At 70.1% G+C, this 26,330-nt stretch carries 22 protein-coding genes and 1 tRNA gene; 12 read left to right on the top strand and 11 right to left on the bottom strand.

Annotated elements, in window-relative coordinates:
* Positions 1-68: 68 nt before the first annotated feature.
* On the top strand, positions 69-563 hold the full coding sequence (locus tag AB0M59_RS43610) for a carboxymuconolactone decarboxylase family protein (RefSeq protein WP_364627567.1): 495 nt from the start codon (positions 69-71) through the stop codon (positions 561-563).
* Positions 564-738: 175 nt separating this feature from the next.
* Here the strand turns inward: AB0M59_RS43610 and AB0M59_RS43605 are convergent, their stop codons facing one another.
* Positions 739-1,872 carry an IS701 family transposase gene (locus tag AB0M59_RS43605; RefSeq protein WP_364627543.1) on the bottom strand — a complete coding sequence of 378 codons (1,134 nt, stop codon included), beginning with the start codon at positions 1,870-1,872 and terminating at the stop codon, positions 739-741.
* An 86-nt stretch (positions 1,873-1,958) separates the two neighbouring features.
* Complete coding sequence (locus AB0M59_RS43600; protein ID WP_364627541.1) at positions 1,959-2,828, bottom strand: hypothetical protein; 870 nt, start codon at positions 2,826-2,828, stop codon at positions 1,959-1,961.
* Between the two features lie 287 nt (positions 2,829-3,115).
* On the opposite strand from AB0M59_RS43600, the gene AB0M59_RS43595 reads away from it, so the two are divergent.
* Together AB0M59_RS43595 and AB0M59_RS43590 are read left to right on the top strand one after the other, a co-directional pair.
* The gene (locus tag AB0M59_RS43595; RefSeq protein ID WP_364627539.1) at positions 3,116-4,561 is read left to right on the top strand and encodes an MFS transporter; all 1,446 of its coding nucleotides are present in this window, start codon (positions 3,116-3,118) and stop codon (positions 4,559-4,561) included.
* Positions 4,562-4,707: 146 nt separating this feature from the next.
* Entirely contained in the window at positions 4,708-7,605 is a 2,898-nt protein-coding gene (locus tag AB0M59_RS43590) for a tetratricopeptide repeat protein (RefSeq protein ID WP_364627538.1), read from the top strand.
* Positions 7,606-7,641: 36 nt separating this feature from the next.
* On the opposite strand, the gene AB0M59_RS43585 is transcribed toward AB0M59_RS43590, so the two are convergent.
* The 3 genes from AB0M59_RS43585 to AB0M59_RS43575 all read right to left on the bottom strand — a co-directional run bounded on the left by AB0M59_RS43585 (position 7,642) and on the right by AB0M59_RS43575 (position 8,727).
* Positions 7,642-7,716, bottom strand: a tRNA-Val gene (locus tag AB0M59_RS43585).
* Between the two features lie 45 nt (positions 7,717-7,761).
* Complete coding sequence (locus AB0M59_RS43580; protein WP_364627536.1) at positions 7,762-8,223, bottom strand: peroxiredoxin; 462 nt, start codon at positions 8,221-8,223, stop codon at positions 7,762-7,764.
* 72 nt (positions 8,224-8,295) lie between these two features.
* Complete coding sequence (locus AB0M59_RS43575; RefSeq protein ID WP_364627535.1) at positions 8,296-8,727, bottom strand: DUF3052 domain-containing protein; 432 nt, start codon at positions 8,725-8,727, stop codon at positions 8,296-8,298.
* Positions 8,728-9,144: 417 nt separating this feature from the next.
* On the opposite strand from AB0M59_RS43575, the gene aceE reads away from it, so the two are divergent.
* Positions 9,145-11,940 carry a pyruvate dehydrogenase (acetyl-transferring), homodimeric type gene (gene aceE / locus AB0M59_RS43570; protein ID WP_364627534.1) on the top strand — a complete coding sequence of 932 codons (2,796 nt, stop codon included), beginning with the start codon at positions 9,145-9,147 and terminating at the stop codon, positions 11,938-11,940.
* A gap of 86 nt (positions 11,941-12,026) precedes the next feature.
* Entirely contained in the window at positions 12,027-13,238 is a 1,212-nt protein-coding gene (locus AB0M59_RS43565; RefSeq protein WP_364627532.1) for an alpha-hydroxy acid oxidase, read from the top strand.
* Here the strand turns inward: AB0M59_RS43565 and AB0M59_RS43560 are convergent.
* Positions 13,235-13,984, bottom strand: a complete 750-nt coding sequence (locus AB0M59_RS43560) for an SDR family oxidoreductase (protein WP_364627530.1) — start codon at positions 13,982-13,984, stop codon at positions 13,235-13,237. The genes AB0M59_RS43565 and AB0M59_RS43560 overlap by 4 nt on opposite strands.
* Before the next feature lie 86 nt (positions 13,985-14,070).
* On the opposite strand from AB0M59_RS43560, the gene AB0M59_RS43555 reads away from it, so the two are divergent.
* Positions 14,071-14,661 (top strand): TetR/AcrR family transcriptional regulator, encoded by a 591-nt coding sequence (locus AB0M59_RS43555; RefSeq protein WP_364627529.1) that lies wholly within the window; start codon positions 14,071-14,073, stop codon positions 14,659-14,661.
* A gap of 220 nt (positions 14,662-14,881) precedes the next feature.
* Positions 14,882-16,498 carry an L-lactate permease gene (locus tag AB0M59_RS43550; RefSeq protein WP_364627527.1) on the top strand — a complete coding sequence of 539 codons (1,617 nt, stop codon included), beginning with the start codon at positions 14,882-14,884 and terminating at the stop codon, positions 16,496-16,498.
* On the opposite strand, the gene AB0M59_RS43545 is transcribed toward AB0M59_RS43550, so the two are convergent.
* From AB0M59_RS43545 to AB0M59_RS43525, 5 genes are all read right to left on the bottom strand, one after another.
* On the bottom strand, positions 16,479-17,114 hold the full coding sequence (locus AB0M59_RS43545; RefSeq protein ID WP_364627526.1) for a nicotinamide mononucleotide transporter family protein: 636 nt from the start codon (positions 17,112-17,114) through the stop codon (positions 16,479-16,481). The two genes, AB0M59_RS43550 and AB0M59_RS43545, sit on opposite strands and share 20 nt — an antisense overlap.
* Before the next feature lie 54 nt (positions 17,115-17,168).
* Positions 17,169-17,891 (bottom strand): MOSC domain-containing protein, encoded by a 723-nt coding sequence (locus AB0M59_RS43540; RefSeq protein ID WP_364627525.1) that lies wholly within the window; start codon positions 17,889-17,891, stop codon positions 17,169-17,171.
* A gap of 147 nt (positions 17,892-18,038) precedes the next feature.
* Entirely contained in the window at positions 18,039-18,812 is a 774-nt protein-coding gene (locus tag AB0M59_RS43535; RefSeq protein ID WP_364627524.1) for a hypothetical protein, read from the bottom strand.
* 310 nt (positions 18,813-19,122) lie between these two features.
* Positions 19,123-20,343 (bottom strand): ABC transporter permease, encoded by a 1,221-nt coding sequence (locus AB0M59_RS43530; RefSeq protein ID WP_364627523.1) that lies wholly within the window; start codon positions 20,341-20,343, stop codon positions 19,123-19,125.
* Entirely contained in the window at positions 20,340-21,248 is a 909-nt protein-coding gene (locus tag AB0M59_RS43525) for an ATP-binding cassette domain-containing protein (protein ID WP_364627521.1), read from the bottom strand. The genes AB0M59_RS43530 and AB0M59_RS43525 overlap by 4 nt, the downstream gene beginning before the upstream one ends.
* A 128-nt stretch (positions 21,249-21,376) precedes the next feature.
* On the opposite strand from AB0M59_RS43525, the gene AB0M59_RS43520 reads away from it, so the two are divergent.
* From AB0M59_RS43520 to AB0M59_RS43500, 5 genes are all read left to right on the top strand, one after another.
* On the top strand, positions 21,377-22,591 hold the full coding sequence (locus tag AB0M59_RS43520) for a helix-turn-helix domain-containing protein (RefSeq protein WP_364627520.1): 1,215 nt from the start codon (positions 21,377-21,379) through the stop codon (positions 22,589-22,591).
* 193 nt (positions 22,592-22,784) lie between these two features.
* On the top strand, positions 22,785-23,708 hold the full coding sequence (locus AB0M59_RS43515; protein WP_364627518.1) for an ACP S-malonyltransferase: 924 nt from the start codon (positions 22,785-22,787) through the stop codon (positions 23,706-23,708).
* A complete protein-coding gene (locus AB0M59_RS43510; protein ID WP_364627516.1) occupies positions 23,705-24,688 on the top strand; it encodes a beta-ketoacyl-ACP synthase III in 984 nt (327 codons plus the stop codon). Before AB0M59_RS43515 ends, AB0M59_RS43510 begins: the two co-directional genes overlap by 4 nt.
* 88 nt (positions 24,689-24,776) lie before the next feature.
* Entirely contained in the window at positions 24,777-25,022 is a 246-nt protein-coding gene (locus AB0M59_RS43505; protein WP_004559006.1) for an acyl carrier protein, read from the top strand.
* A 28-nt stretch (positions 25,023-25,050) separates the two neighbouring features.
* Positions 25,051-26,301, top strand: coding sequence for a beta-ketoacyl-[acyl-carrier-protein] synthase family protein (locus AB0M59_RS43500; protein WP_364627514.1), 1,251 nt, complete (start codon positions 25,051-25,053; stop codon positions 26,299-26,301).
* Positions 26,302-26,330 lie beyond the last annotated feature (29 nt).

The following is a 26,330-nucleotide window of genomic DNA, read 5'->3' as shown; positions in this document are numbered from 1 at the left end:
CTACGTCTGGAGACGTCTTGTTCCCCGATCACACCCCGGAGTCTGCACCCCCGGCCGCCCGCCCGGCGATGGCGGCCACCGCGAAGAAGTTCGGCCGCGTCCCGTCCGCCGTCGCGCGCCTGGCGACGTCCCCCGAACTGCTGAACGGTTTCCTGAAGCTCAACGCGATCTTCGAGTCGACGACACTGCCGGCGCTGGACCGCGAAGTACTGGTCATGACGGTGGCGGCGCGGAACGGCTGTCACCTGTGCGTGGCGATGCACACGGCTTCCCTGCAAGGCTTGTCCGCTGCACCGGAGCTGGTGGCAGCATTGCGTGCACAGACTTCGCTGCCTTCGCCGAAACTGGAGGCGTTGCGGCGGTTCGTGCTGACGGTCATGGACACGACGGGCGACGTCCCGCCTTCGGAGCTGGCCGCTTTCACCGGCGCTGGGTACACGGCGCGGAACGCCCTGGAAGTGGTGCTGGGCATCGGGACGTACACGCTCTCGACGTTCGCGAACCGACTGACCGGGGCGCCGCTCGACGAGGCCTTCGCCGGCCACGCCTGGCACGCGGCTTAGTACTGCAACGGCAGTTACGTGAGTGGGTAGCCGCGGCGTTTGTAGTGGCTGAGGCGAGCTTGGTGCTGTCGCCGCCGACGGAAGCGGGACCAGGCCCAGATGTGGTCTGCGGCGTCGGCGACACGCAGGACGAGTTTGGTGAGCAGGCGTCGGATCTCCGGTAGCGTGAATCCGATCATGCCCGGCTCAGCGACGCCGGTTCCCCCTTTGCGACAAGGGATCGGGAGACCGCGAGCCAGGCGTGAGCGAGCATGGCCAGGGTGATGTGGGCATACCAGGCCCGCCAGGATCGGACCTGGTAGTGGTCGAGTCCGGCTTCGTTCTTGGCTTGCTGGAAGCACTCCTCGATCCGCCAGCGAGTACCGGCGATCCAGGCCAGGTTCAGCAGGCTGGAACGGCGAGGTCCGTAGCAGACGTAGTAAGCGATCTCGGTCGGATCCGAGAGTGAACGGCGGGCGAGCAGCCAGTGCCCGCGCCCGGCCTGCCAGCCGATCCGGATCGGCACCCGCGCCCAGTCGTACTCGCGCGGCCCGTGCGCCCCGGCACCGACCGACAACCGCCGCCACGCCCGAGCAGGCAACTCGGCGATCAGCTCGTCGGCCCGGGCTTCGCGACCGTCGGTGGTGACCAGGGTGTCGTTGACTTTGGTGGCCAGCACGTGCGCGGCGTCGTGGGCTTCCAGCCACAACCGCAGGTACTTGACCTGCCCATACGCTTCGTCGGCGGTGATCCACGCGAACGGCACCTTCGCGGCGAACGCCCGCGCCAGCATCGCCATGGCCTGGCGTGGTTTGGTCTCGAACTCGGTCCCGGCCGGGATCCCTGCCCGCCGGCGCCGGTCCGGGTCGGCGATCCACGGCTCGGGCAAATACAGCTCCCGGTCGATCAGCGCATGCCCGCCACCACCGGCATAGGCCAGGAACGTCCCAATCTGGCAATTCTCGATCCGACCAGCGGTTCCCGAGTACTGCCGCTGCACCCCGGCCGAACGCGTGCCTTTCTTCAGGAACCCGGTGTCGTCCACGATCAGCACACCACCGGGCTCGCCGAGATGCTCGATCACGTAGTCGCGAACGTCGTCACGGACGCCGTCGATGTCCCAGTCCGCCCAGCGCAGCAGCCGCTGCATCCCGTCCGGCGAGACCTCACCGGCCTGCTCGGCCAGCGTCCAGCCGTTCTTCCGCTCCAGGCCTGCGACCAGCCCGGACACATACCCCCGCGCCCGAGCCCGCGGCTCCGACCGCGCGAACCGGCCCGCGATCCGCTCATGCACCCGGTCCAGCTGCTCCATCGCCACATCGACCACCACCAGGATGATCTACCACAACGTCACTAACTGCCGTTGCAGTATTAGGCCGTGGGGCCGCCTCGCGCGGCGGCCCCACGGCTCGGTGCTCAGCCCTTGGTCAGGGTGACGACGCTGGTGTCGTCGACCGAGACGTTGGTGTTGTAGACCGGGTCCAGCGCGGTCGCCTGGGTGACGACCTCCGCCTTCCCCTTCTGGAACGGCGTGGTGCCCGCCGGCACCGCGGTCGCCGTCCACGACACCGGGGCGCCCGGCGTGCAGGCGACCTGGGTGGAGTAGTTGCCGCGGATGATGACGTTGTGCTTGACCTGCGTCGCGGTGCCGCTCAGGGTGACCTGGGCCGGGGCGGTGCAGGCCACGGTGCCGTGCAGGTACGCGTTGCCGTTGAGCGTGCTGGCGGTGCCGTCGGTGGCGACCTTCAGCCCGATCGCGAGCTCCGGCGGCGCCGGCGGGTTCGCGATGTGCACTTCACCGCGCGCAGCCGCTTCGAAGCCTTCGCAGTGCTGCTCGTAGGTGGCGTCGAGCGTCTGGACGTAGCCGTGCGGCCCGAAGACCACGTTCTGGATGGCGAACGTGCCGGTGAGCGTGTTGCAGCCCCGGCCGTTGCCGTCCAGGCTCAGACCCGGCGCGCCGGCGCCCTGGAACGGGTACCGGGTCGCGCCGGCGTAGGTGCCGGCGGTCAGCGCCTCGCCGCTGGGCGCAGCGAAGTCGAGGTACCACCAGTCGCTGTTGAAGCCGCTGACGCTCACGGCGATGTGGTTGCGGTCTTCCGACCCGTTGACGGTGAGCCGGTCCTTCGCCTCCGTCGAGTAGGCGTAGGCGGCGCCCCCGCTGATGTAGTCGCCCGGGTCGCCGCTGAACGACAGCGATCCGGTGGCGACCGTCTGCGCCTGCGCCGGCCCGGCCCCCACGAGCACGGCGAGCACGGGCACCGCGACGATGGCGGCGGCTCGTTTCAAAAACCCTGAACCCTTCACAGGTTCCCCCTCGGGTGAGTTGGTCACTTGCCGCCATCCCTGTCGGTGGCCACCGATCACCCGTTACCGCTCGCGGCGCTTTTTTGCTTATGTGCCAATAAATCCCGCGTTCCACCGTCGGATTCTGACAAGGATCCCGGTCACCGGGGCACGACGGTGGCTCGTCGAACGGATCCCGGGCGCGCTGTGACGCAGGTCTCATCGAGCCGTGTCCGGTCGCGGCGCGCGGCTCCGACCTCCGGGTGATTGACCACCGAAAAGGAGTCGAAATGGACAAGCCGGCCGGACGGCGGGAGTGGCTGGGGCTGACGGTGCTCGTGCTCCCCACCCTGCTCGTCGCGATGGACATGACCTCGCTGTTCCTGGCGCTGCCGCAGCTCAGCGCCGACCTCGGGGCGAGCGCCACCGAGCAGTTGTGGATCACCGACAGCTACGGCTTCGTCGTCGCCGGGTTCGTGATCACCATGGGCACCCTCGGCGACCGGATCGGCCGGCGCCGGCTGCTGTTCATCGGCGGCGCCGCCTTCGCGGCCCTGTCGGTCGTCGCCGCGTTCTCCACCAGCCCCGCGATGCTCATCGTGACCCGCGGCGCGCTGGGCATCGCCGGGGCGACGCTGATGCCGTCGACGCTCGCCCTCATCACGAACATGTTCCGCGACGACCGGCAGCGCGGGAAGGCGATCTCGATCTGGGCCACGTGCCAGTTCGCGGGCGGCTCGGCCGGCCCGGTGCTCGCCGGGTTCCTGCTGCAGCACTTCGCGTGGGGCTCGGTCTTCCTGGTCGCCGTCCCGGCGATGGGTCTCCTGCTGGTCGCCGGGCCGATCCTGCTGCCGGAGTTCCGGGCGCCGGCGTCCGGACGGCTCGACTTCGCCGGCGTCGGCCTCTCGCTGGCGGCCGTGCTGCTGATCGTGTTCGGCCTGAAGCAGCTGACCACCGGAGAGCTGCTCGTGCCGCTCGTCGCGATCGCCGCCGGGGCCGCGCTCGGCGCGGTGTTCGTCCGTCGCCAGCTGACGACGTCGTCGCCGCTGCTGGACCTGCGGTTGTTCCGCAACCGGCTGTTCACCGCGGTGCTGGTCGCGCTGGTGGTCGCCGGGGTCGCGATGGCCGGCGTCGGCTTGCTCGTGACGCAGTACCTGCAGAGCGTCCTGGGGTATTCGCCGCTCATGTCGGCGCTGCTGTTCGCGCCGATGGGGCTGGGCGTCGCGGCGGGCACGATGACGGCGCCGTCCCTGACCCGCCGGCTGACCCCGGCCACGGCGATCGCGGGCGGCCTGGCGGTCTCGGCGGCGGGCGGCTTGCTACTGACCTTCACCGACGGCGCGGGGCTGGTCATGGTGGGCATCGCGGTGCTGACGCTGGGCACGGGCCCGCTGTTCGCGCTGGGCATCAGCCTGGTGATGGGTTCGGTCCCGCCGGAGCGAGCGGGTTCGGCGGCCTCGATGGCGGACACGGGCAACTACCTGGGCGGCTCACTGGGGCTGGCCCTGATCGGCCTGACGGCGACGGCGGTGTACCACGGGGTGTTCCCGGCCGGGACGACGCTCGCGGCGGACGTGGCTCGCGCGGAGGTGGCGGACCAGGCGAAAGAGGCGTTCACGACAGCGGTGAACGTGACGGGGGTGATCGCGGCGGTGCTGTTCGCGGGACTGGCGCTGCTGGTCCGGTCGATGAGCCGCACGGTGACGACGGCCCCGGAGCCGGCGCCGGTGGGATAGCCAGCGGCGGCGAGCGCAGCCGGACGGTACTCCGGCTGCGTCCGCGCGGGTGCAATGCCCGCGGTTCGCCGTTGTTATCTTGGCCCCGCGGCCGCGGTTGCTTGCCGTACCCGGGTCGCCGAGTCGGACAGCTACTGTCCCCCGCCATGGGACGCGTGGTCATGGCCCGGTTGCTCGTGCGGTGGTGGCACCCCGTGGCGGCCGTGATGATTGCGGCCGGATTGGGCCTGGTGACGAATCTGGTCACCGACAGCGCTACCTGGATGCTGGTGTGCGCCGCGGTGGTGCTGGTTGGAGCGCAAACCGGTCTCTCGATATGGCAGGGCGTGCGCGATCAGCGGGCCGCGCGGGCTGCGCGTGACCTGGTGCTGGCGCCATTGCGGCCGCCGCCACCGGAAGTGCCTGAGCCGGGAGTCGGGGGCGTGCCGGCGGCGGTGGCCTGGCTGACGGCGCCGTTCAGCCCGACTCGGTTGTGGGGCCAGGTGAAGTCGCGGGACGCCTTGGTTGCCTGGTGCGTGGAACGGGCACCGGAGGCGGGCGTGGCACGGGTGGTCGCCGGGCCGGCGGGAGTGGGCAAGAGCAGGCTGGCCTTGGCCGTGGCGGAGTCCTTGCCCGCGGGATGGGCAGCAGGTTGGCTGACCGGACCGGTCGACGGAGTGCTGGAGCGGGTCGTGGCGGCCGGTGATCCCACGCTCGTTCTGGTGGACGACGCCGACCGTGAGCCCAACCTGGAGCGGCTGCTGCTACCGGCGCTTCGCAACCCGGCGCTGGTGCGGCTGCTGTTGCTATGCAGAGATCCGAAGGCACTTCGGTTGCCGGACACGATGCTGCCGCAGGTGTCCAAGGTCGACCGGCTGGCAGCCATCGGCGAGGAGGCTGATCGACGCCGCTGGTTCGAGGAAACGACCGTCGCTTACGCCGCAGCGTTCGGTGTCCGGCATCCGGAGCTACCGGATCGCCCGGTCGGCACGAACCAGGACACGATGCTGATCCTGCACGCCCGCGCCCTGCTCACGACCCTCGGGAACACCGACGCCCGCGAACTGTCCATGGCCACGCTCATGGCCGAACTCGTGGACCGGGAAATGCGGGCCTGGGAGCTGGGGCCGGCTTCTCTGCCGGCCGGCTGCGACGTCGAAGTGCTGGCCGAGGCCGTGACTGTCCTGATGCTGATTCCGGCGAAGAGTGCCGAGGAGGCCGCGGAAGCATTGCGTCGAGTTCCTCAATTCGCCTCGGACGCCGCTCATGAATCCCGCTTCGCCGTGGCTCGCTGGGCACGGAACCGTTACCCGAACGGGCCGGACGAGCGCCTGGGGGTGCGTCCGCACCTGGTCGGTGATCGCCTGATGCTGGACACGCTCGGACGCGCCGATCTGCTCGAGCCCGGCGACATCGCCGTCGCCACACCGGTCCTGGTTCGCGCGCACGGCGATTTTCCCGACGCTCTCGAGCTGCTCATGGCGCTCCTCGACCGCGACGGCCCACCGCTGTCCCCGGTCATCACCGCACTCCTGGACACCAGTGCCCCCGACCACGCCGTCGACCGCGCGATCGCCGCCTTGGTCGACCACACCCGTATCACGGACCCGGGACATCTGGCCCGTACTTCGACGTCTCCCGCGAACGGCCGCTTTCCGCGCATCCGGGCTGCGCTGGCCACTCTGTTCGTCGAAAACTGCCGAAAACTCGCCGAGGCGGAGCCCGAACGCCACCTCCTCGACCTCGCCGGGGCTTTGTTCGCCCTCAGCGGCGCCTTGGACAAGTTGGGCCGTTACCGGGAGATGCTCGCCTCGGCCGAGGAAGCGGTCACCATCTGCCGGGAACTCGCCGACGTCGATCCCTGCCACCTCGCCGACCTCGCCCACGCTCTCAGCAATCTCGCGGCCGCCCTCGAACGTCTGGGACGAGACAGGCAGGCACTCGCCCCAGGCGAGGAAGCCGTCGCCATCTGCCGGGAACTCGCCGATACCGACCCCGGCCCCCACCTCTCCGACCTCGCCCAGGCCCTGGGGCACCGCGGGGCCACCCTGCGTAGCCTCGGGCACTATCGAGAGGGGCTGGACGTGGCCGAGGAAAGCGTCACCCTTCACCGGGAACTGGCTGACGCCGAGCGTGGCCCCCACCTCCCCGGCCTCGCCGATTCACTGGGCAACCTAGCCGGGATCCTGCACGCCCTCGGCCGTTTCCAAGAGGCGCTCGACCTGAACGAAGAAGGCATCGCCATCCGGCGGGAACTCGCCGAGGCAGAACCCGAACGCCACCTTCCCCGGCTGGCTCGCGCCCTGATCGATCTCGGAACCACCATGCCCGGCCTGGGGCGATATCAGGAGGCACTCGAGCCGGCCGAGGAAGCCGTCACCATTTTCCGGGAACTCGCCGAGACAGAGCCCGAGCGCTACCTTCCCGACCTCGCTCACTCACTCAGCAACCTCGGAACGACCCAGCACGGTCTGGGCCGGTACCAGAAGGCGCTCGATCACACCAAGGAATCACTCGCCATCCGCCGGAAGCTCGCCGACACCGAACCCCGGTGCCACCTCCCCGGCCTCGCCGAATCCCTCAGCAACCTCGGCGGCATCCTGCAGGATATGGGCCGCGTCCAGGAGGCACTTGGCCCGGGTGAGGAAGCCATCGCCATTCGCCGCAGACTGGCCGACGCGGAGCCCGGACGCTACCTTTCCGACGTCGCTTACTCCCTGAACAACCACGCGTGCACGCTGCGCGCTCTCCGCCGCCACCGGGAAGCGCTCAGCCTGAACGACGAAGCCGTCGTCATCCGCCGGGAACTCGCCGACGCCGAGCCCCTGCGCCACCTGCCCGCCCTCGCCGAACTCTTGGTCAACCGGGCGTTCAGCCTCCGCGTCTTGGGCAGGCACGAAGAGGCACTTCGCGCCGACCACAGCGCGGTCGAGGCGTGGAAGACCGTGGCCACGATGAACCCCGAACTCCACGAACGAGCGTTCCGGAGACAGACGGCTCGGCTTCGGCAGCGTCTGGTCCAGGCCGGGTCTCCCACGGAAGCCGTGCTGGCCGAGACCCCGTGACGCCCCGCTCTTAAGCGATCTGGAGGTTCGTTCCGGTGGTGGGCGCAGCAGGGTTCGAACCTGCGACCGCTCGGGTGTAAACCGAGTGCTCTTCCGCTGAGCTATGCGCCCTTCGGGCGGCGGCCCCCAAATCCAGGGAGCCGCCGTCCGGAAAACTCAAGCCAGTTCGGCCACAGCCTTCTTCCAGCCCTGCTGGTCACGCGCCTCGCCCGGCGCGTTGACCTCGGCGAACCTGACCACACCGGAGGTGTCGATCAGGAACGTGCCGCGGACCGCCAGGCCGGCCTGCTCGTTGAAGACGCCGTAAGCGCGAGCCACCTCGCCGTGCGGCCAGAAGTCGGACAGCAGCGGGAACTGGTAGCCCTCCTTCTCGGCCCACGCCTTGAGCGAGAAGGGCGTGTCGACCGAGACGCCCAGGATCTGGACGCCCTTGCCGTCGTAGTCGGCGAACTCGTCACGAAGCTGGCACAGCTCGCCGGTGCAGATGCCGCTGAACGCGAACGGGTAGAAGACCACCAGCACCGGCTTGTCGCCCCGGAAGGACGACAGCTGCAACGGCTGCTTGTTGTAGTCGTTGAGCGTGAAGTCAGGGGCCTCAGAACCGACCTCGACGGTCATACCGCGTTTCCTCTCCCGTACGGACACGTGCCTGCGACGACAACCCTATCGTGTCAGCCGGGCGGGACCTGTTCAGCGCTGCTTCGACTTCGACTTGGGGGACACCAGCCTCGTGCCGAGCCAGTTCGCACCGACACTGATGTTGGCGGTCTGGGCGAGTCCGACGACCGGCACGGCTTCGGCGATCTCACTCGGCTCGACGTGCCCGGGCTGTCCCGTCTTCGGGGTCAGCACCCAGATCACGCCGGTCTCCTCCAGGGGGCCTCGTGCGTCGATGAGCGCGTCTCCCAGGTCACCGTCGTCCTGGCGCCACCACAGCAGCACCACGTCGATGACCTCGTCGGCGTCCTCGTCGAGGATTTCCCCGCCGATCTGCTCCTCGATCGCCGCGCGGACGTCGTCGTCGACGTCCTCGTCCCAGCCGATCTCCTGGACCACCATCTCGGGCTTGATGCCGAGCCTCTCGGCGACGCTTGACTGATCAGCGTCTCCCGCGGCGACCACTGCTTTCACTCCTCCAACTACGACGGAGCGTGGCGTCCGACCCCCTGCGCGAGGGTACGGCTGCGCCACACTCGGCGACCCGGTTGCCGATAGCGAACACTGGTAGGGCTCCGCGCGCAACCGTCCACACCGGATCTTTGACAACTCGTGTCGCAGGATACGGCCCGCCACCGGCCTCGCGCGACGGCGTTTCGGGTGCCTCCCGGCACCGGTCTGCCACCCCTTCGGGGGGCGTCCCCTAGGGTGGGGAGGAAGAAAACGCGCGCGCGATACACCGCGCGCGGGGAGTGGCTCGACCGGGTCGGCCGATGTTACCGCTGAGTAGCGGTGCGGAAGCCGGGACGGAAGACGACGATGGAGAGTCGTACACCCCCGAGTACGAGCACCACCGGCTGCAACTTTTCGCAAGGAGACCCCTTGGCCCCGCAGAACGACGGCGCCTCCGGCAAGGAGACCCCGGCACGCGTACGCGTCATCCGTGACGGATTGGCGGCGCACCTGCCCGACATCGACCCGGAGGAGACCGCCGAGTGGCTGGACTCGTTCGACGAGGCGCTGGCCAGGGGAGGTCAGCAGCGGGCTCGGTACCTGATGCTGCGCATCCTGGAGCGCGCTCGCGAACGCAACGTGGGCGTCCCCGCGCTGACCTCGACGGACTACGTCAACACCATCCCCACCGAGAACGAACCCTGGTTCCCCGGTGACGAGGAGATCGAGCGCCGCTACCGGGCCTACATCCGGTGGAACGCCGCGATCATGGTCCACCGCGCGCAGCGCCCCGGCGTCGGTGTCGGCGGTCACATCTCGACCTACGCCTCGTCCGCCGCGCTGTACGAAGTCGGGTTCAACCACTTCTTCCGCGGCAAGGACCACTCCGGCGGCGGCGACCAGATCTACATCCAGGGCCACGCCTCCCCCGGCGTCTACGCCCGCGCGTTCCTCGAGGGCCGGCTGTCCGAGCAGCAGCTCGACGGCTTCCGCCAGGAGTACTCGCACGCCGGTGAGGGCGGCGGCCTGCCGTCGTACCCGCACCCGCGGCTGATGCCGGAGTTCTGGGAGAACCCGACGGTGTCGATGGGCCTCGGCCCGATGAACGCCATCTACCAGGCGCGGTTCAACCGCTACCTGCGCGACCGCGGCATCAAGGACACCGGCGACCAGCACGTCTGGGCGTTCCTCGGCGACGGCGAGATGGACGAGGCGGAGTCGCGCGGCCTGATCCACGTCGCGGCCGGCGAAGGCCTCGACAACCTGACCTTCGTGATCAACTGCAACCTGCAGCGGCTCGACGGCCCGGTGCGCGGCAACGGCAAGATCATCCAGGAGCTGGAGTCGTACTTCCGCGGCGCCGGCTGGAACGTCATCAAGGTCATCTGGGGCCGCGAGTGGGACTCGCTGCTGCACGCCGACCGCGACGGCGCCCTGGTCAACCTGATGAACGTGACGCCGGACGGCGACTACCAGACGTACAAGGCCAACGACGGCGCCTTCGTCCGCGAGCACTTCTTCGGCCGCGACCCGCGGACGAAGGACATGGTCAAGGACCTCTCCGACGCCGACATCTGGAACCTCAAGCGCGGCGGCCACGACTACCGCAAGGTGTACGCGGCCTACAAGTCGGCGCTGGAGCACCACGGCCAGCCGACGGTGATCCTGGCCCACACCATCAAGGGCTACGGCCTGGGCCCGGCGTTCGAGGGCCGCAACGCCACGCACCAGATGAAGAAGCTCACCCTCGACGACCTGAAGCTGTTCCGCGACTCGCAGCGGATCCCGATCAGCGACGAGGAGCTGGAGCGCGACCCGAAGCTGCCGCCGTACTACCACCCGGGCGCGAACTCGCCCGAGATCGAGTACCTGATCGGCCGGCGCAAGGCGCTCGGCGGCTTCCTGCCGGAACGCCGCCCGAAGGCGGCGAAGGCGCTCGTCCTGCCCGGCGACAAGGTCTACGAGGGCATCCGGAAGGGCTCCGGCAAGCAGGAGGTCGCCACGACGATGGCGTTCGTCCGGCTGGTCCGCGAGCTGGCGAAGGACTCCGAGATCGGCAAGCGCGTCGTCCCGATCATCCCGGACGAGGCCCGCACCTTCGGCCTCGACTCGATGTTCCCGACGGCCAAGATCTACAACCCGCACGGCCAGACGTACACGTCGGTCGACGCGAGCCTGATGCTGGCCTACAAGGAGTCCGAGAAGGGCCAGCTGCTGCACGAGGGCATCAACGAGGCGGGCTCGACCGCGTCGTTCACCGCCGTCGGCACGTCGTACGCGACGCACGGCGAGCCGATGATCCCGATCTACATCTTCTACTCGATGTTCGGGTTCCAGCGGACCGGTGACGGCCTCTACGCCGCCGCCGACCAGATGGCCCGCGGGTTCGTCATCGGCGCGACCGCCGGCCGCACCACGCTGACCGGCGAGGGCCTGCAGCACGCCGACGGGCACTCGCTGCTGCTGGCGGCGACCAACCCGGCCGCGGTGGCCTACGACCCGGCGTGGTCGTTCGAGATCGCGCACATCGTGAAGGACGGCCTGCGCCGGATGTACGGCGAGACCGGCCCGGACGGCAACGGCGAGAACGTCTTCTACTACATGACGATCTACAACGAGCCGTACCAGCAGCCCGCCGAGCCGGAGAACCTCGACGTCGACGGCCTGCTGAAGGGTCTGTACAAGTACTCGGACGCGCCTTCGGGCGACGGTCCCGAGGTGCAGGTCCTCGTCTCGGGCGTCACGATGCCGGACGCGCTCAAGGCCCAGAAGATGCTGGCCGAGGAGTGGGGTGTGCGGGCGTCGGTCTGGTCGGCCACGTCGTGGACCGAGCTGCGGCGCGAAGCCGTCGAGATCGACCACGACAACCTGCTCTACCCGGGCAGCGAGCCGCGCGTGCCGTACGTCACCGAAGCGCTGCTGGGCTCGAACGGCCCGGTCGTGGCGGTGTCGGACTGGATGCGCGCGGTACCGGACCTGATCCGTCCGTACGTGCCGACCGACATGCTGACGCTGGGCACCGACGGGTTCGGATTCTCCGACACCCGGCCGGCGGCGCGGCGGAAGTTCCTGGTCGACGCCGAGTCGATCACCGTCGGCGCGCTGTCGATCCTCGCCAAGCGCGGCGAGGTCGAGCAGGCGAAGGTCCTCGAAGCGGCCACGAAGTACCGGCTCGACGACATCGCGGCCGCCGGGCCGCAGACGTCGGATTCCGGTAGCGCGTGATCTGGCGTTAGAGGCACAGTGCTAGAAAGGGACCCGGCAGACATCGGATGTCTGCCGGGTCCCGCTCGCTCAGGGAGTTGATGAAGGTGACGAAGCGCCGACTGCCGAAGCCGGACGAGCTGAAGCAGCTCCTGCGGCCCAAGCCGATCGTGCTCAACCCGACCGACCGGCGCCTGGCGAACGCGCACACCATCGCCGACCTGCGGATGATCGCCCGCAAGCGCACCCCGCGGGCGGCGTTCGACTACACCGACGGCGCGGCCGAGCTGGAAGACAGCCTGCGTCGCGCCCGCCAGGCCTATCGGCGGATCGAGTTCCACCCGAACGTGCTGCGCGGGGTGTCCGATGTGGACACCACCCGCGAGATCCTCGGCAAGACGTCGGCGCTGCCGTTCGCCTTCGCCCCCACGGGTTTCACGCGGATGATGAACCACGAGGGGGAGGCCGCCGTCGGCCGGGTGGCGCAGCGCAACGGCATCCCGATGGGCCTCTCGACGATGGCGACGACGTCGATCGAGGACCTCGCCGAGGCGGCGCCCCAGGCCCGCAAGTGGTTCCAGCTCTACGTCTGGCGCGACCACGGCGCGGGCGAAGATCTGATGAATCGCGCGTGGGCGGCGGGCTACGACACGCTGATGCTGACCGTGGACACCCCGGTCGGCGGCGCGCGCCTGCGCGACGTCCGCAACGGCCTGACCATCCCGCCGGCGCTGACGCTCAAGACGTTCCTCGACGGCGCGACCCACCCGGCGTGGTGGTTCAACCTGCTCACCACCGAGCCCCTGAACTTCGCATCGCTGAGCCACTTCGACGGCACCGTCGCCGAGCTGCTCAACAAGCTGTTCGACCCCACGCTGAACTTCGACGACCTGGACTGGGTGCGCCGGACCTGGCCCGGGAAGCTCGTCGTGAAGGGCGTGCAGAACGTCGACGACGCCCGCGACGTCGTGAAGCACGGCGCGGACGCCGTCCTGCTGTCCAACCACGGCGGCCGCCAGCTCGACCGCGCCCCGACGCCCCTGGAGCTGCTCCCGGCGGTGCTGGACGAGCTCCAGGGCGGCGCCGAGGTGTGGATCGACACGGGCATCCTGTCGGGCGGCGACATCGTCGCGGCCATCGCCCGCGGCGCGGACGCGGTGCTGGTCGGCCGCGCGTTCCTGTACGGCCTGATGGCCGGCGGCGAGCGCGGCGTGCAGCGGTGCGTCGACATCCTGCGCACCGAGATGGTCCGCACGATGCAGCTGCTGGGCGTCCGGACGCTGAAGGACCTGACGCCTTCGCACGCGACCCTGCGTTAGACCTGCGCCTGGCCGCCGTCGACGAAGAACTCGACACCGTTGACGAAGCTGGCGTCGGCCGACGCCAGGAACAGGGCGGCGGCCGCGATCTCCGACGGGTCGGCGACGCGGTCGAGCGGGACATCCGCCCGCATCGCGTCGAGCCAGGCCTGCTGGGCATCCGGCTCGACCAGGCCGAGCATGCCCGGGGTGACCGTCGGCCCCGGGCTCAGGACGTTGACGCGCACACCCTTGCCCTTCAGGTCGAGGGCCCAGGTCCGCGCGAAGTTGCGGACGGCGGCCTTCGTCGCCGCGTAGACGCTCATGCCCGGCGCCACCCGCGTCGACGTCGTCGAGCCGGTGATGATCAGCGACGCGTTGTCGTTCAGCAGCGGCAAGGCCTTCTGGACGGTGAAGAGCACGCCCTTGACGTTGGTGCCGAACGTGACGTCGACCTGTTCCTCGGTGATCTCCCCGAGCGGGGCCAGGACACCGCTGCCCGAGTTGGCCACCACCACGTCCAGGCCCTTCCCGTGCTCTTCCACGGCGCGGTAGACCGCGTCGAGGTCGGCGAGGTCCGAGGAGTCGGCGCGGATCGCCTGGACCGATCCGCCGATCTCCGCGACCGCGTCGTCGAGGACCTCCTTGCGGCGGCCGGTGATGAAGACGTGCGCGCCTTCGGCCACGAAGCGCTTCGCGATGGCAAGCCCGATGCCGGTGCCGCCGCCGGTCACGACGGCCGTCTTGTTCTCCAGAGTGCTGGTCACGATGCTCCTCGATCGAGTTCTTGACTGTCCCGTCCAGAACCTACGCCATTCTGGACGAGATGGTCAAGAATGGGTAGGATGAGGACATGGCGAGACCCCGGAGCTTCGACGAGCGCGCAGTGCTGCACGCAGCCCGGGACCAGTTCTGGGCGACGGGGTACGCAGCCACGAAGATCGACGACATCGCCGCAGCCACCGGCCTCGGCAAGGGCAGCCTCTACGGCGCCTTCGGGGACAAGCACGCGCTGTTCCTGCGCGTCTACGACGACTACTGCGCCGAGGCCACCGAAGCGACGCGTCGCTTCCTCGAAGGCCCCGACGAAACCGCCTACCAGCGACTTCACGACCACGTCAGCGCGATCGCCGAGGACACCGCCGCCGACACCGACCGGCGCGGGTGCCTGATCGCGAAGAGCACGGCCGAGTGCGCGCAGCACGACGAAGCGATCGCCGCGCGCTCCCACCGGGCGTTCGCCGAACTGCACGACCTGCTGACCGGCTGCATCGCGGCGGCCCAGCGCGCGGGCGACATCGCCGAGGGCCACGACCCGGCCCGGCTGGCGAGCCTGCTGCTGGCGGTCACCCGCGGCATCGAAGCCCTGGGCAAGGGCGGCTCGAGCCCGGCGGAGCTGCACGCGATCGCCGAGACGGCTCTCGCGGTCCTGCCGAAGCCGTAACTCGCGTGATCAGACCCGTATCTCGCGTGATCGGGGCCGGAACTCGCGAGTTCCGGCTTCAATCACGCGAGTCACGTCCCCAGTCACGCGAGTCACGTGTTGCCGCCTGACTCGTTGGGCCAACCGGTCTCAACTTCTTGACGGACCGACCGGTTTGTGACGAAGATCTCGGGCACTCGCCGAAAGGCCGTTTTCGCATCGTGGAAAACGGAGGTCGCCCGTGTTCGTGCAAGACGTGACTCCCCTCGGTTCGCTGGGCCTGTCGGCGCTCGTCGCCGTGCTGCCCCTCGCCACCGTCCTCGTGCTCCTCGGCGTCGTCCGGATGCGGGCGCACCACGCCGCCCTGATCGGGCTGCTCGTCGCGCTCGTCGTCGGGATCGCCGCCTACGGCATGCCGATCGTCCAGGCCGTCTCCGGCGCGCTGCAGGGCGCCGCGTTCGGGCTGTGGCCGATCATGTGGATCGTCGTCAACGCGCTGTGGATCTACCGGCTCACCGTGCGGACCGGGCACTTCGACGTCCTGCGCCGCTCGTTCGGCCGGGTCTCCGACGACCCGCGGATCCAGGCGCTGATCATCGCCTTCTGCTTCGGCGCGCTCATGGAGGCCCTCGCCGGCTTCGGCGCACCGGTCGCGATCAGCGCCGTGATGCTGGTGGCCGTCGGGTTCCACCCGGTCAAGGCCGCGGTCGTCGCGCTGGTCGCGAACACCGCGCCGGTCGCGTTCGGCGCGATGGGCACGCCGGTCGTCACGCTGGCCCAGGTCACCGGGCTGCCGCTGCAGCAGGTCTCCTCGATCGTCGGCCGCCAGACGCCGCTGCTGGCCCTGGTCGTGCCGCTGATCCTGGTGATCATCGTCGACGGCAGGCGCGGTCTGAAGGACACCTGGCTGCCCGCGCTGGTCTGCGGGGTCGCGTTCGGGCTGGTGCAGTTCCTCGCGTCCAACTTCGTGTCGCCGCAGCTGGCCGACATCGGTGCCGCGCTCGCCGGCGCCGCCGCGCTGGTCGCGCTGCCGCAGACCCGCCGCCCGGTGCCCGAAGCCGTCCGGATCAGCATCGGGACCGGCGGGACGGCGACCGAGGAAGCGCCGCCGGAGGACTCCCGCAACGACGTCGTCAAGGCCTACCTGCCGTACGCGCTGATCATCGTCATCTTCTCCCTGGCCGTGCTGCCGCCGATCAAGAAGCTCCTGGACAAGGCGACGTGGAAGTTCCATTGGCCCGGGCTGAACGTCATCGGCCCGAACGGAAAACCCGTGTCCGGCAACACGTTCTCGCTGCCCTTCCTCAACACCGGCGGCACGCTCGTGCTCCTGGCCGGCATAATCACGGCCGCGATCCTCGCCGTCTCCGCGAGCGGCACCTGGCAGGAATGGCTGGCGACGGTCAAGGAACTCCGGTTCGCGATCCTCACCGTCTGCGGGGTGCTCGCGCTGGCCTACGTGATGAACCTGTCCGGTCAGACGACGACGATCGGCACGTTCATCGCGGCGGCCGGCGCCGGCTTGGCGTTCCTGTCCCCGGTACTGGGCTGGTTCGGCGTCGCCGTCTCGGGCTCGGACACGTCGGCGAACGCTTTGTTCGGCGCGCTCCAGGTCACGGCCGCGAACAAGACGGGCCTGGCCGCGGACCTCCTGGCCGCGGCCAACAGCTCCGGCGGCGTCCTCGGCAAGATGGTCTCCCCGCAGAACCTCACGATCGCCTGCGTGGCGGCGAACCTGCCCGGCGAAGAGGGCAGGCTGCTGCGGAAAGTGCTGCCGTGGAGCCTGGGGCTGCTGCTGGTGATGTGCCTGATCGTGCTCGGGCAGAGCACGCCGGTGCTCAGCTGGATGCTGCCATGACCTGACGGGCGGCGACGCGCTTCGCGGAGCGGTTCCAGCTCCACCAGCCGTGCACGACGAGCCCGGCGAAGACGATGTAGATCGCGGCGGAGAAGTACAGCCCGGACGAGATCTGCAGCGGCACGCCGATCGCGTCGACGACCAGCCAGACCAGCCAGAACTCGACGAGCCCGGCGCCCTGCGCCCCGAAGGCGACGAGGGTGCCGACGAAGATGGCGGCGTCCGGCCAGGGCGCCCAGGACGCGTTCAGCGCGTCGAGGACCAGGGCCATCACGGTCGTGCCGGCGACGAAGGCGCCCAGCATGGCGAGCCGTTCGACGAGCCGTCCCTGCCGGACGACGACGCCGAACACCGGGTCCTGGTGGCGGGTCCAGGCCCACCAGCCGTAGACGGAGATGGCGAGGATGGCGACCTGGCGGGAAGCGAGCCCGCCGAGGTGGGCCGAGGCGTAGACGGCGAAGAGCAGCACGGTCGCGCCGACCTGCACGGGCCACGTCCACAGGGTGCGACGCTGCGCGAGGAACACGACGGCGAGCGCGAACACCTGCCCGGCGAGCTCCGCGATCGAGATCCACTGACCGAGCACCGTGATTCCGTGGTGCAGCAGGAAATCCACCTGACGCCCCTTTCGTCCTACCGCATCAAACATGCTCCGGAGGGGGTGAATTCCCTAGAGACTGTGAGCCGCGGAACATCCCACCGGATGGACGCCGTCGCCGACGCGGATGGTGCCGCCGCGGACGACGCGGGTCTGCACGCCGAAGGTCACGCTGTTGGTGTCGGAGATCGTCTTGAGCAGCCCGGGCGCGGCCGGCAGCCCGTCGCCCGGCAGGCCGACCATCACGCAGCGGACGGCCTTGCGGAGGACCTCCAGCTCGACCTCGCCGATCCGGACGCGCTCCCCCACCCAGGCCTCTTCGGCGAGGTCCGGCGCCGAGCCGGTGTCGAGCAGGAGGTTGGCCCGGAACCGCCGCTCGTCGAGCGCGACGCCGGGCGCGCGTTCGGCCAGCCAGGCCAGCGACGACGTCGTGACCAGGTGGACGGCGGCTTCGTCGTGGTGCGGGATCTCCGCTTCCTTCGCCAGCTCGACGCCCGGGAAGCCCAGCGCGGCCGCGATCTCGGCGTGCACCTGCGCGGCGTCACCGCGGAGCACGCGCCCGTCCGGGAAGGTCACCACCGGGACGTCGCCGTCGTACCGCGCGGCGAACGCGTGCAGGCCGGGCATCCGCCGGAACCGGTGGGAGTTCTTGCCGCTGCCGAACTTGCCGCCGGGATCGCGGACCGCGTAGAGGCGGTCGCCGTCGAGGCCGCGCTCGCCGAGCCTCGCCTCGGTCAGCCGCTCCCCCGCCATCGACTTCACCGGATAGCGCCAGAGCGCAGCCACGACCCCCATCGCCCCAGCGTATCGGGCGGGCGGAACGTCTTGAATGAGTCATTCAGGTCTTCGGAGGTCCTGAATGACTCATTCAAGACCTCTCGCGGACGCGGGGAGGGCCCGGCGGCTTCCTCGTCCGCCGGGCCCTTCCGGCACCGAACCCGCTCAGCCCTGGGGGCGCGGGGTGCCGGCCGGCGGCGTCGGGGTGTTGTCGGCGCCGACCGGGACGCGGGGAGCCGCGCTCGTGCCCATCTCGCCCGTGCGCTGCTTCGGCGTCTCCAGCTGGTGCTCCATGTTCGAGATCCAGCCGCGCCAGCGGTCCTGCGCCGGCTTGATCAGGCCGCCGCCGAAACCGACCACGATCACGCCGCCGATCGTCGCCAGCACCGCGATCAGGACCGGGCCGGTGATGGCCGTCGCGATGTTCACCTGGCCGAGCGCGGCGATGATGCCGAACGCCATGATCAGCCAGTAGGCGCCGGTGGCCAGGTAGCGGCCGGCCGGGCGGCCCGACATCGCCGAGGAGACGACGTCACGCGCGACCTTCGCGATGGCCGCGGCGACCACGATCAGCACCAGCGCGACCACGATCCGCGGCAGGAACGCGATGATGTCGTTGAGCAGCTGGCTCACCGGGTTCGTCGGCCCGAACACCCCGAACGCCAGCTGCAGCGCGATCAGCAGGATGAAGTAGTAGACCAGTTTCACGAGGATTCCGGTTGCGTCGATCTTCTGCTGGCCGATGCTGCCGGAAAGGCCGGTCTTCTCGATCAGCTTGCCGAACCCGACCTTTCCGAGGACCAGGCTCAGCCCTTTCGACACCGCCTTCGCGATCAGCCAGCCGATCAGCAGGATGATCAGGAATCCGACGAGTTTCGGGACGAACGTGGCCACCAGGTTCCACGCCTGCCCGAGCCCGTCCTTCAGTTGCTGGCCCATACCGACTCCCTCCAAGGGGTTTTGCGTCCGAATCGCCACCCGCCGATTCGGGGTGGTGCCGCTTTGTGCACCGGATCGTTGATCAGGTACCCAGCGGCGGCAACTCGTGCGCCCCACGATCGAGTGAGACGACTGGCGCGGAAAGATCACCGGTGGCCATACTGGTTCTACCGGTGGGGACCGGGGAGACGAGGCCGTCCGGCGCAGCGTAAACCGCGAGCGCCGGGCGGCCTCGAGCATTTAGGGGACAACAAAGAACCGGCCCCCGGGTGCCGGAGCACTCGAGGGCCGGGTCGAACAGCCGGAAACCTCAGGCGGCGCGCAGGGCGTCGCGCAGTTTCACCTTCGCGCCACTGCGCATGACCGCGTTCCGGTAGATCCGTGCGGCGAACCAGATCAATCCCGGAATCATCAGCACCACGAGCCCCACCGACAACACGGCTTCCCACACCGGCACGCCGCCCATCGCCAGCCGCATCGGCATCAGCGTCGGCGAGAACACCGGGATCACGGAAAGCACCTCGACGAACGTGTTCCCCGGGTCCGACGGCAGCACGGAAATGCCGACGACGTACCCGGCGATCACGAACATCAGCGCGGGCATCGTCGCGCCGCCGACATCTTCCTGGCGCGAAACCAGCGCGCCCAGCGCGGCGAACACGATCGAGTACATGAAGAACCCGAGCAGGTACCACACGATCAGCCAGACGACCGTGCCGACGGCCGCCGAAACGGAAATGGTGAGCACCCCGGCCGCCAAGCCGGTGATCACCCCGCCGGCCCCGATCACCAGCATCTGGATCAACCCGACCACGCCGATGCCGAGCACCTTCCCGGCCATCAGCTGCCACGGCTTGATCGTCGACAGCAGCAGCTCCACGACCCGGGACGTCTTCTCCTCGACGACGCCCTGCGCCACGCTCTGGCCGTTGATCATCAGCGAGAGGTAGATCAGGATGCCGGCGGCGATGCCCAGCACCAACTGCTGGCCGTTGTAGTCGTACGGCTCCTCCAGCGGCGGGTCCTCGATGAACTTCGCCGAGGCGATGGCGGCCTGGAACTGCGCGGGGTTCCCGCCGAGCGTGGTGATCTGCTGATCGAGCGCGACCTGACGGGACAGCAGCTGCAGGACGTTCGCGAGCTTGCCGTCGAGGTCCTTCTTCACCTGGACGTGCACGGTCTTGCCGTCACCGGTGAGCAACGCGTCGATCGAGCCGTCGGCCAGCTTCGCGCGTCCGGTGGCCTCGTCGGCGACCTGGGTGGCGTCGATGGACTCGTCGACCGCCTGGCCGCCGGCCTTCAGCGGCGCCGCGAACGGGGCGGTCGCCGGGGTGTAGCCGACGGTCGAGTCGGCGCCGCCACCGCCCGAGAGGAACTTGATCAGCAGGATGCCGACGACGATCAGCAGCAGCATGACCACGGTGGCGACGCGGAACGCCTTCGACTTCACTCGCGTGCTGATCTCGCGGGAGGCGACCAGCCCCACCGCGCTCGCCGGGCTCATCCGCACGTCCGGGACCGGGGTGCTCATGCGGGTACCTCCTCGGTCGTGACGACGGAACGGAACAGATCGGCCAGCGACGGCTGTTCGCGGGCGAACTCGCGCACCGGCCCGGTGGCCAGCGCGGCTTTGAGGACGGCCTGGTCGTCGGCGCCCTCGCCCAGCTCGAGCTCGGTCACCGAGCCCTTCCGGCCGAGCACCGTCACGCCGGCGAGGCCGTCGGCCCAGCCGTCGCCGGCTTCGGGCACGTCGACCCGCAGCCGGACGGCGCCACCGGCGCGCAGCTCGCCGACCGTGCCGATCTCGACCATCTGTCCACTCCGGACGATCCCGACCCGGTCGCAGAGCCGCTCCACCAGGTCGAGCTGGTGGCTGGAGAACACGACCGGCACGCCCTCGGCGGCCTTTTCCTTGAGCACCTGGCTCATCACGTCGACCGCGACCGGGTCGAGGCCGGAGAACGGCTCGTCGAGCACCAGGATCCGCGGCTCGTGCACCAGCGCCGCGGCCAGCTGGACGCGCTGCTGGTTGCCGAGGCTGAGCTTCTGCACCTCGTCGTCGCGGCGGCCGGCGACGCCGAGCCGTTCGGTCCACTTCTCCGCCGACGCCCGCGCGTCCGCGGCGGGCATGCCGTGCAGCCGCGCGAGGTACGTGAGCTGTTCGGCCACCTTCATTTTCGGGTAGAGGCCGCGTTCCTCGGGCATGTACCCGATGTGGCGGCGCGTTTCGTGCGTCACCGGCTCGCCGTCGTAGCGGACTTCGCCGCCGTCGGCGGAAAGCACGCCGAGTGCGATCCGCATGGTCGTGGTCTTGCCGGCGCCGTTGCTGCCGACGAACCCGAAAAGCTCCCCCGGCCGGACTTCGAATGTCATTTCGCGCAAAGCGACCACGTCGCCGTAGCGTTTGGAGACCTTGTCGATCTCTAAACCGGTCATTCCGGTTCCCCCGTTCATTACTGGCTGCCCCCGTTCGCGATCCTAGGCAGTCCGTACACGCACCGCATAGCACCCCGCGTTGCCGCCGGGGGCCACGAAAGTTGCGGACACGTAGGATCGCGTCCGCCATGGATGGAACCACCGCCCCGCGCCGCGTGCCGAAGCACCACGGACTCTCCGCGAAGACGCTTCGGCGGCTGGAGCACGCGTCCGGCAGCCTGGCGAGCGCGAGCATCGCGGTGATGGAGCGGCGGCTGACCTGGTTCGCCCGGCTGCCCGCCGACCAGCGCGCGAGCGTCCTGCTGATCACGCAGGCGGGCGCCGCGGGCTTCGTCGACTGGCTTCGGGACTCGAAAGAGGCCCTGAAGCTGACGACCGAGGCGTTCCGCGACGCGCCGGCCGAGCTGTCGCGCTGGGTCAGCCTGCGGCAGGCGGTCGGCATGGTGCGCCTGGCCATCGAGGTGTTCGAGGAGCAGCTGCCGGAGTTCGCCGCGAACGAGGCGGAGCGGGCGGCCCTGATCGAAGGAATCCTGCGCTACGGCCGGGAAATCGCGTTCGCCGCGGCGAACTCCTACGCGGCGGCGGCGGAGGCTCGCGGCGCGTGGGACGCTCGCCTGGAGGCGCTGGTCGTCGACGGGATCGTCCGCGGCGACGCGGAGGAGTCGGTGCTTTCGCGTGCGACGGCGCTGGGCTGGGAGCCGTCCGCGGCTGCGACGGTCCTGGTGGGCAACCCGCCGTCGGAGGACCCGCCGACGGTGGTGTTCGAGGTCCGCAGCCGCGCGGCCCGCGTCGGCCGCCCGGTGCTCCTGTCGGTCCAGGGCTCCCGGCTCGTGGTCGTGGTCGGCGGCCCGACCGAGGGCGGCGTGAAGGAGCGGGAGATCCTCGCCCGGATGTCGGTGGCGTTCGCCGACGGCCCGGTGGTGGCGGGCCCGACGGTGCCGTCGCTGGCGGAGGCGCACCACAGCGCGACAGAGGCGCTGTCGGGACTGCGGGCGGTGGTCGGCTGGCCGAGCGCACCCAGGCCGGTCCGTTCGGCGGACCTGCTCCCGGAGCGCGCGCTGTCGGGCGACGCGGAGGCCGAGCGCCTGCTGGTGGACACGATCGCGCGGCCGTTGGAAGAGGCGGGTCCGACGCTGCAGCGCACGGTGGAGGCGTACCTCGAGAGCGGCGGGGTGCTGGAGACGTGCGCGAAGACGCTGTTCGTCCACCCGAACACGGTCCGCTACCGGCTGCGCAAGGCGGCGGACCTGACGGGGTGCCAGCCGACCGACCCGCGGGACGCGCTGGTGCTGCGGATCGCGCTGACCGTGGGCCGGCTGGCGAGGGCCCGCGGCCTCTGGTGAGTCGTCCGGCATCCTTCCCGAGACGGGCGTCACGTGATGGACTTAACAGCGAAAGGTGATTGAACCCGACAAGGCTTCCGGGTTACGCGCGAGCTTCTCCGGCGCGTCTTTGTAGGTTTCCGACAAAGACGCCGCACAGACACTGTCCCCGTCGGCATCCCGGGAAACACCCCTCGCCGTGTTGTCTTGAAGGGTGACAGCAGCAGTCCTCGCTCCCGGTCAGGGGTCCCAGGCCCCCGGCATGTTCACGCCCTGGCTCGACCTCGACGGCGCTCGCGAGCGCGTCGCGCTGTGGTCCGAGCGCGCGGGGCTCGACCTGCTCCGCCTCGGCACCGAGGCGGACGCCGACGAGATCCAGGACACCGCGGTCGCGCAGCCGCTGATCGTCGCGCTGTCGCTGCTCACCTTCGAACACCTCCAGGCCACCGCGCCGGTCCCCGCGGACGCGCCCGTCGCCGGGCACTCCGTCGGCGAGCTCGCGGCCGCCGCGATCGCCGGGGTGCTGAAGCCCGAAGACGCCGTCGCGCTCGCCGCCGTCCGGGGTGCCGAGATGGCGAAGGCGTGCGCGCTGGAACCGACGTCGATGGCCGCGGTCATGCTCGGGGACCCCGAGCAGGTCGTCGCGTGGCTCGAAGAGCAGGGCCTGACCGCGGCGAACCGCAACGGAGCGGGGCAGATCGTCGCCTCCGGTGCCGCCGACGCCATCGCGAAGATCGTCGCCGAACCCCTCGAAGGCACGAAGATCCGCGCCCTCAAGGTCGCCGGCGCGTTCCACACGCAGTACATGGCGCCCGCCGAAGAGGCGTTGCGCGCCCACGCCGCCGAGCTGGCCCCGGCCGACCCGGTCCGCCCGCTGCTGTCCAACGCGGACGGCGCGGTCGTCACCAGCGGGGCCGAGTACCTCGACCGCCTCGTCGCGCAGGTCACCCGGTCCGTCCGCTGGGACCTGACGATGGACGGCCTGGTCTCCCTCGGCGTCACCCGCACCGTCGAACTCGCGCCCGCGGGCACGCTGACCGGCCTGGTCAAGCGGCAGCTCAAGGGCGTCGTCACCACTACCACCGCGCTGAAGACGCCGGCCGAGCTGGCCGCGCTGCGCCAGGAGGACGCCTCGTGACCGATCGACCCGCCCTGAGCCTCAACCCCGGCTCCCGCGGCAGCCGCGTGCTGGGCATCGGCAGCGCGCAGCCGGACAAGATCGTCACCAACGACGACCTTTCGCAGATCATGGACACCAACGACCAGTGGATCCGCGACCGCGTCGGGATCATCGAGCGCCGGTTCGCGGAGAAGGACGAGTCGCTCACCGACTTCGCCGTCGCCGCGGGCACCGCCGCGCTGGCCGACGCCGGCGTCGACCCGTCCGAAGTGGACACGGTGATCCTGCCGAACTGCACCATGCCGACGCTGATCCCGAACGCCGCCGCCCAGGTGGCCGCGCGGATCGGCATCCCGAGCCCCGGCGCGTTCGACCTCAACGCCGCGTGCGCCGGGTTCTGCTACGGCCTCGGCGTCGCCTCCGACCTGATCCGGGGCGGCTCCGCCCAGAAGGTCCTCGTCATCGGCGCGGAGAAGCTCACCGACTCGGTGAACCCGATCGACCGGGCGAACGCGATCATCTTCGCCGACGGCGCGGGTGCCGCGGTCGTCGGCGCGTCCGACGAGCCGCTGATCGGCCCGGTCTCCTGGGGCAGCGCCGGCGACCTCGTCGACCTGATCGGGATGACCGAGGACAAGTTCATCTACCAGGAGGGCCAGTCGGTCTTCCGGTGGGCGACGACCCAGATCGCGCCGATCGCCATGCGCGCGCTGGAGGTCGCCGGGCTCAAGCCGTCCGATGTGGACGTGCTGATCCCGCACCAGGCGAACCTGCGCATCGTCGAGGCGATCGCGAAGAAGCTGCGGGCCAACGGCGCCCGCGACGACATGGTCGTCGCCGACGACATCAAGTACTCCGGCAACACCTCGTCGGCGTCCATCCCCCTCGCGCTGGACCACATGCGCAAGGCTGGGACGGCGAAGCCCGGCGACGTGGTGCTGGCGGTCGGGTTCGGCGCGGGCCTGTCCTACGCCGGGCAGGCGTTCGTCTGCCCCTGATCACCGTTACGCTCCCCGCGGGCACTCGCCCGAGGGCACTGAAATTCTCAAAGAAGACCCAAAGAAACACCGAGAAGGGAACTACCCCATGGCTGACAACGCTGAGATCCTCGCCGGCCTCGCCGAGATCGTCGAAGAGGTGGCCGGTGTGGCTCAGGACGACGTCACCGCCGAGAAGTCGTTCGTGGACGACCTGGACATCGACTCGCTGTCGATGGTCGAGATCGCCGTGCAGGCCGAGGACAAGTTCGGCGTCAAGATCCCGGACGACGAGCTGGCCAACCTGAAGACCGTGGGCGACGCGGTGAACTACGTGTCGGCCAACTCGAAGTAAGTCCTCTTCCCTCCTTGAGGAGACTCCCATGAGCAACCACGACGTCGTGATCACCGGTCTCGGCGCCACCACACCGCTCGGCGGGGACGTGACGTCCACCTGGGACGGTCTGCTGGCCGGGCGGAGCGGGATCCGGGCGATCGAGGCCGACTGGGTCGAGGAGCTGCAGCTGCCGGTCAAGATCGGCGGCATGCTGGCCGTCGATCCCTCGGAGGTCCTCCCGCGGGTGCAGGCCCGCCGGCTGGACCGCTGCGAGCAGGTCGCACTGATCGCCGCCCGCCAGGCGTGGGCCGACGCCGGGTACGCGGAACCGACGGACGAGCACACCGACGTCGACCCCGACCGCCTCGGCGTGTCGATCGGCACCGGCGTCGGCGGCCCGGTCACCCTGCTCACCCAGAACGATCTGTTGCACCAGCAGGGTCTCCGCAAGGTGTCGCCGCTGACCGTGCCGATGCTGATGCCGAACGGCCCGGCCGCGCACGTCGGCATCGACCTGAAGGCGCGGGCCGGGGTGCACTCCCCGGCCTCGGCCTGCGCTTCCGGCGCCGAGGGCATCGCGAGCGGGGTGGAGATGATCCGCTCCGGCCGCGCCGACGTCGTGGTCGCCGGTGGCGCCGAAGCGTGCATCCACCCGATCACGCTGGCCGGGTTCGCCCAGGCCCGTACGGTGTCCACGCGCAACGACGACCCCGGCAGCGCGTCGCGGCCGTTCGACGCGAGCCGCGACGGCTTCGTTCTCGGCGAGGGCGCCGGCGTGGTCATCCTGGAGCGCGCGGACCAGGCGAAGGCCCGCGGAGCGCGCATCTACGCGACCATCGCCGGGCACGGCATCACCTCGGACGCCTACCACATCACGGGCAACCACCCCGAGGGCATCGGCCAGATCGCCGCGATGCGCGCGGCGATGAAGATGGCCGGTGTGACCGCCGCGGACGTCGGGCACGTGAACGCCCACGCGACGTCCACTGTGGTCGGTGACATCGGCGAGGCGGCGGCCATCCGCAAGGCGGTCGGCGACCACGCGATCGTGACGGCGCCGAAGGGTTCGATGGGTCACCTGGTCGGCGGGGCCGGTGCGGTCGAGGGGATCATCACGATCCTGTCGCTGTACCACGGCATCGTGCCGGCCACGATGAACCTGACGGACCTGGACCCGCGGGTGCAGCTGGACGTCGTGTCGGGCGAGGCGCGCAAGGTCGAGCTGACCGCGGCGATCAGCAACTCGTTCGGCTTCGGCGGGCACAACACCGCGCTGCTGTTCACCCCGGCGGTCTGAGCCCGGGCAGACGGCTGAGCACGACGAAA

Origin of the sequence: Amycolatopsis sp. NPDC051371 (genome assembly GCF_040682155.1) — a bacterium.
In the GTDB taxonomy this organism is placed as follows: domain Bacteria; phylum Actinomycetota; class Actinomycetes; order Mycobacteriales; family Pseudonocardiaceae; genus Amycolatopsis.
Note: the sequence above shows the minus strand (reverse complement) of the source record. Positions and strands in the feature narration are given on the sequence as shown.

Coding starts and splice junctions, on each gene's coding strand:
- AB0M59_RS43540 (WP_364627525.1), bottom strand. CDS start 17,891: ATGGGGGTCGTGGCTGCGCTCTGGCGCTATCCGGTGAAGTCGATGGCG.
- AB0M59_RS43610 (WP_364627567.1), top strand. CDS start 69: ATGGCGGCCACCGCGAAGAAGTTCGGCCGCGTCCCGTCCGCCGTCGCG.
- AB0M59_RS43555 (WP_364627529.1), top strand. CDS start 14,071: ATGGCGAGACCCCGGAGCTTCGACGAGCGCGCAGTGCTGCACGCAGCC.
- AB0M59_RS43595 (WP_364627539.1), top strand. CDS start 3,116: ATGGACAAGCCGGCCGGACGGCGGGAGTGGCTGGGGCTGACGGTGCTC.
- AB0M59_RS43505 (WP_004559006.1), top strand. CDS start 24,777: ATGGCTGACAACGCTGAGATCCTCGCCGGCCTCGCCGAGATCGTCGAA.
- AB0M59_RS43590 (WP_364627538.1), top strand. CDS start 4,708: ATGGGACGCGTGGTCATGGCCCGGTTGCTCGTGCGGTGGTGGCACCCC.
- AB0M59_RS43525 (WP_364627521.1), bottom strand. CDS start 21,248: ATGACCGGTTTAGAGATCGACAAGGTCTCCAAACGCTACGGCGACGTG.
- AB0M59_RS43500 (WP_364627514.1), top strand. CDS start 25,051: ATGAGCAACCACGACGTCGTGATCACCGGTCTCGGCGCCACCACACCG.
- AB0M59_RS43580 (WP_364627536.1), bottom strand. CDS start 8,223: ATGACCGTCGAGGTCGGTTCTGAGGCCCCTGACTTCACGCTCAACGAC.
- AB0M59_RS43535 (WP_364627524.1), bottom strand. CDS start 18,812: ATGGGCCAGCAACTGAAGGACGGGCTCGGGCAGGCGTGGAACCTGGTG.
- AB0M59_RS43530 (WP_364627523.1), bottom strand. CDS start 20,343: ATGAGCACCCCGGTCCCGGACGTGCGGATGAGCCCGGCGAGCGCGGTG.
- AB0M59_RS43520 (WP_364627520.1), top strand. CDS start 21,377: ATGGATGGAACCACCGCCCCGCGCCGCGTGCCGAAGCACCACGGACTC.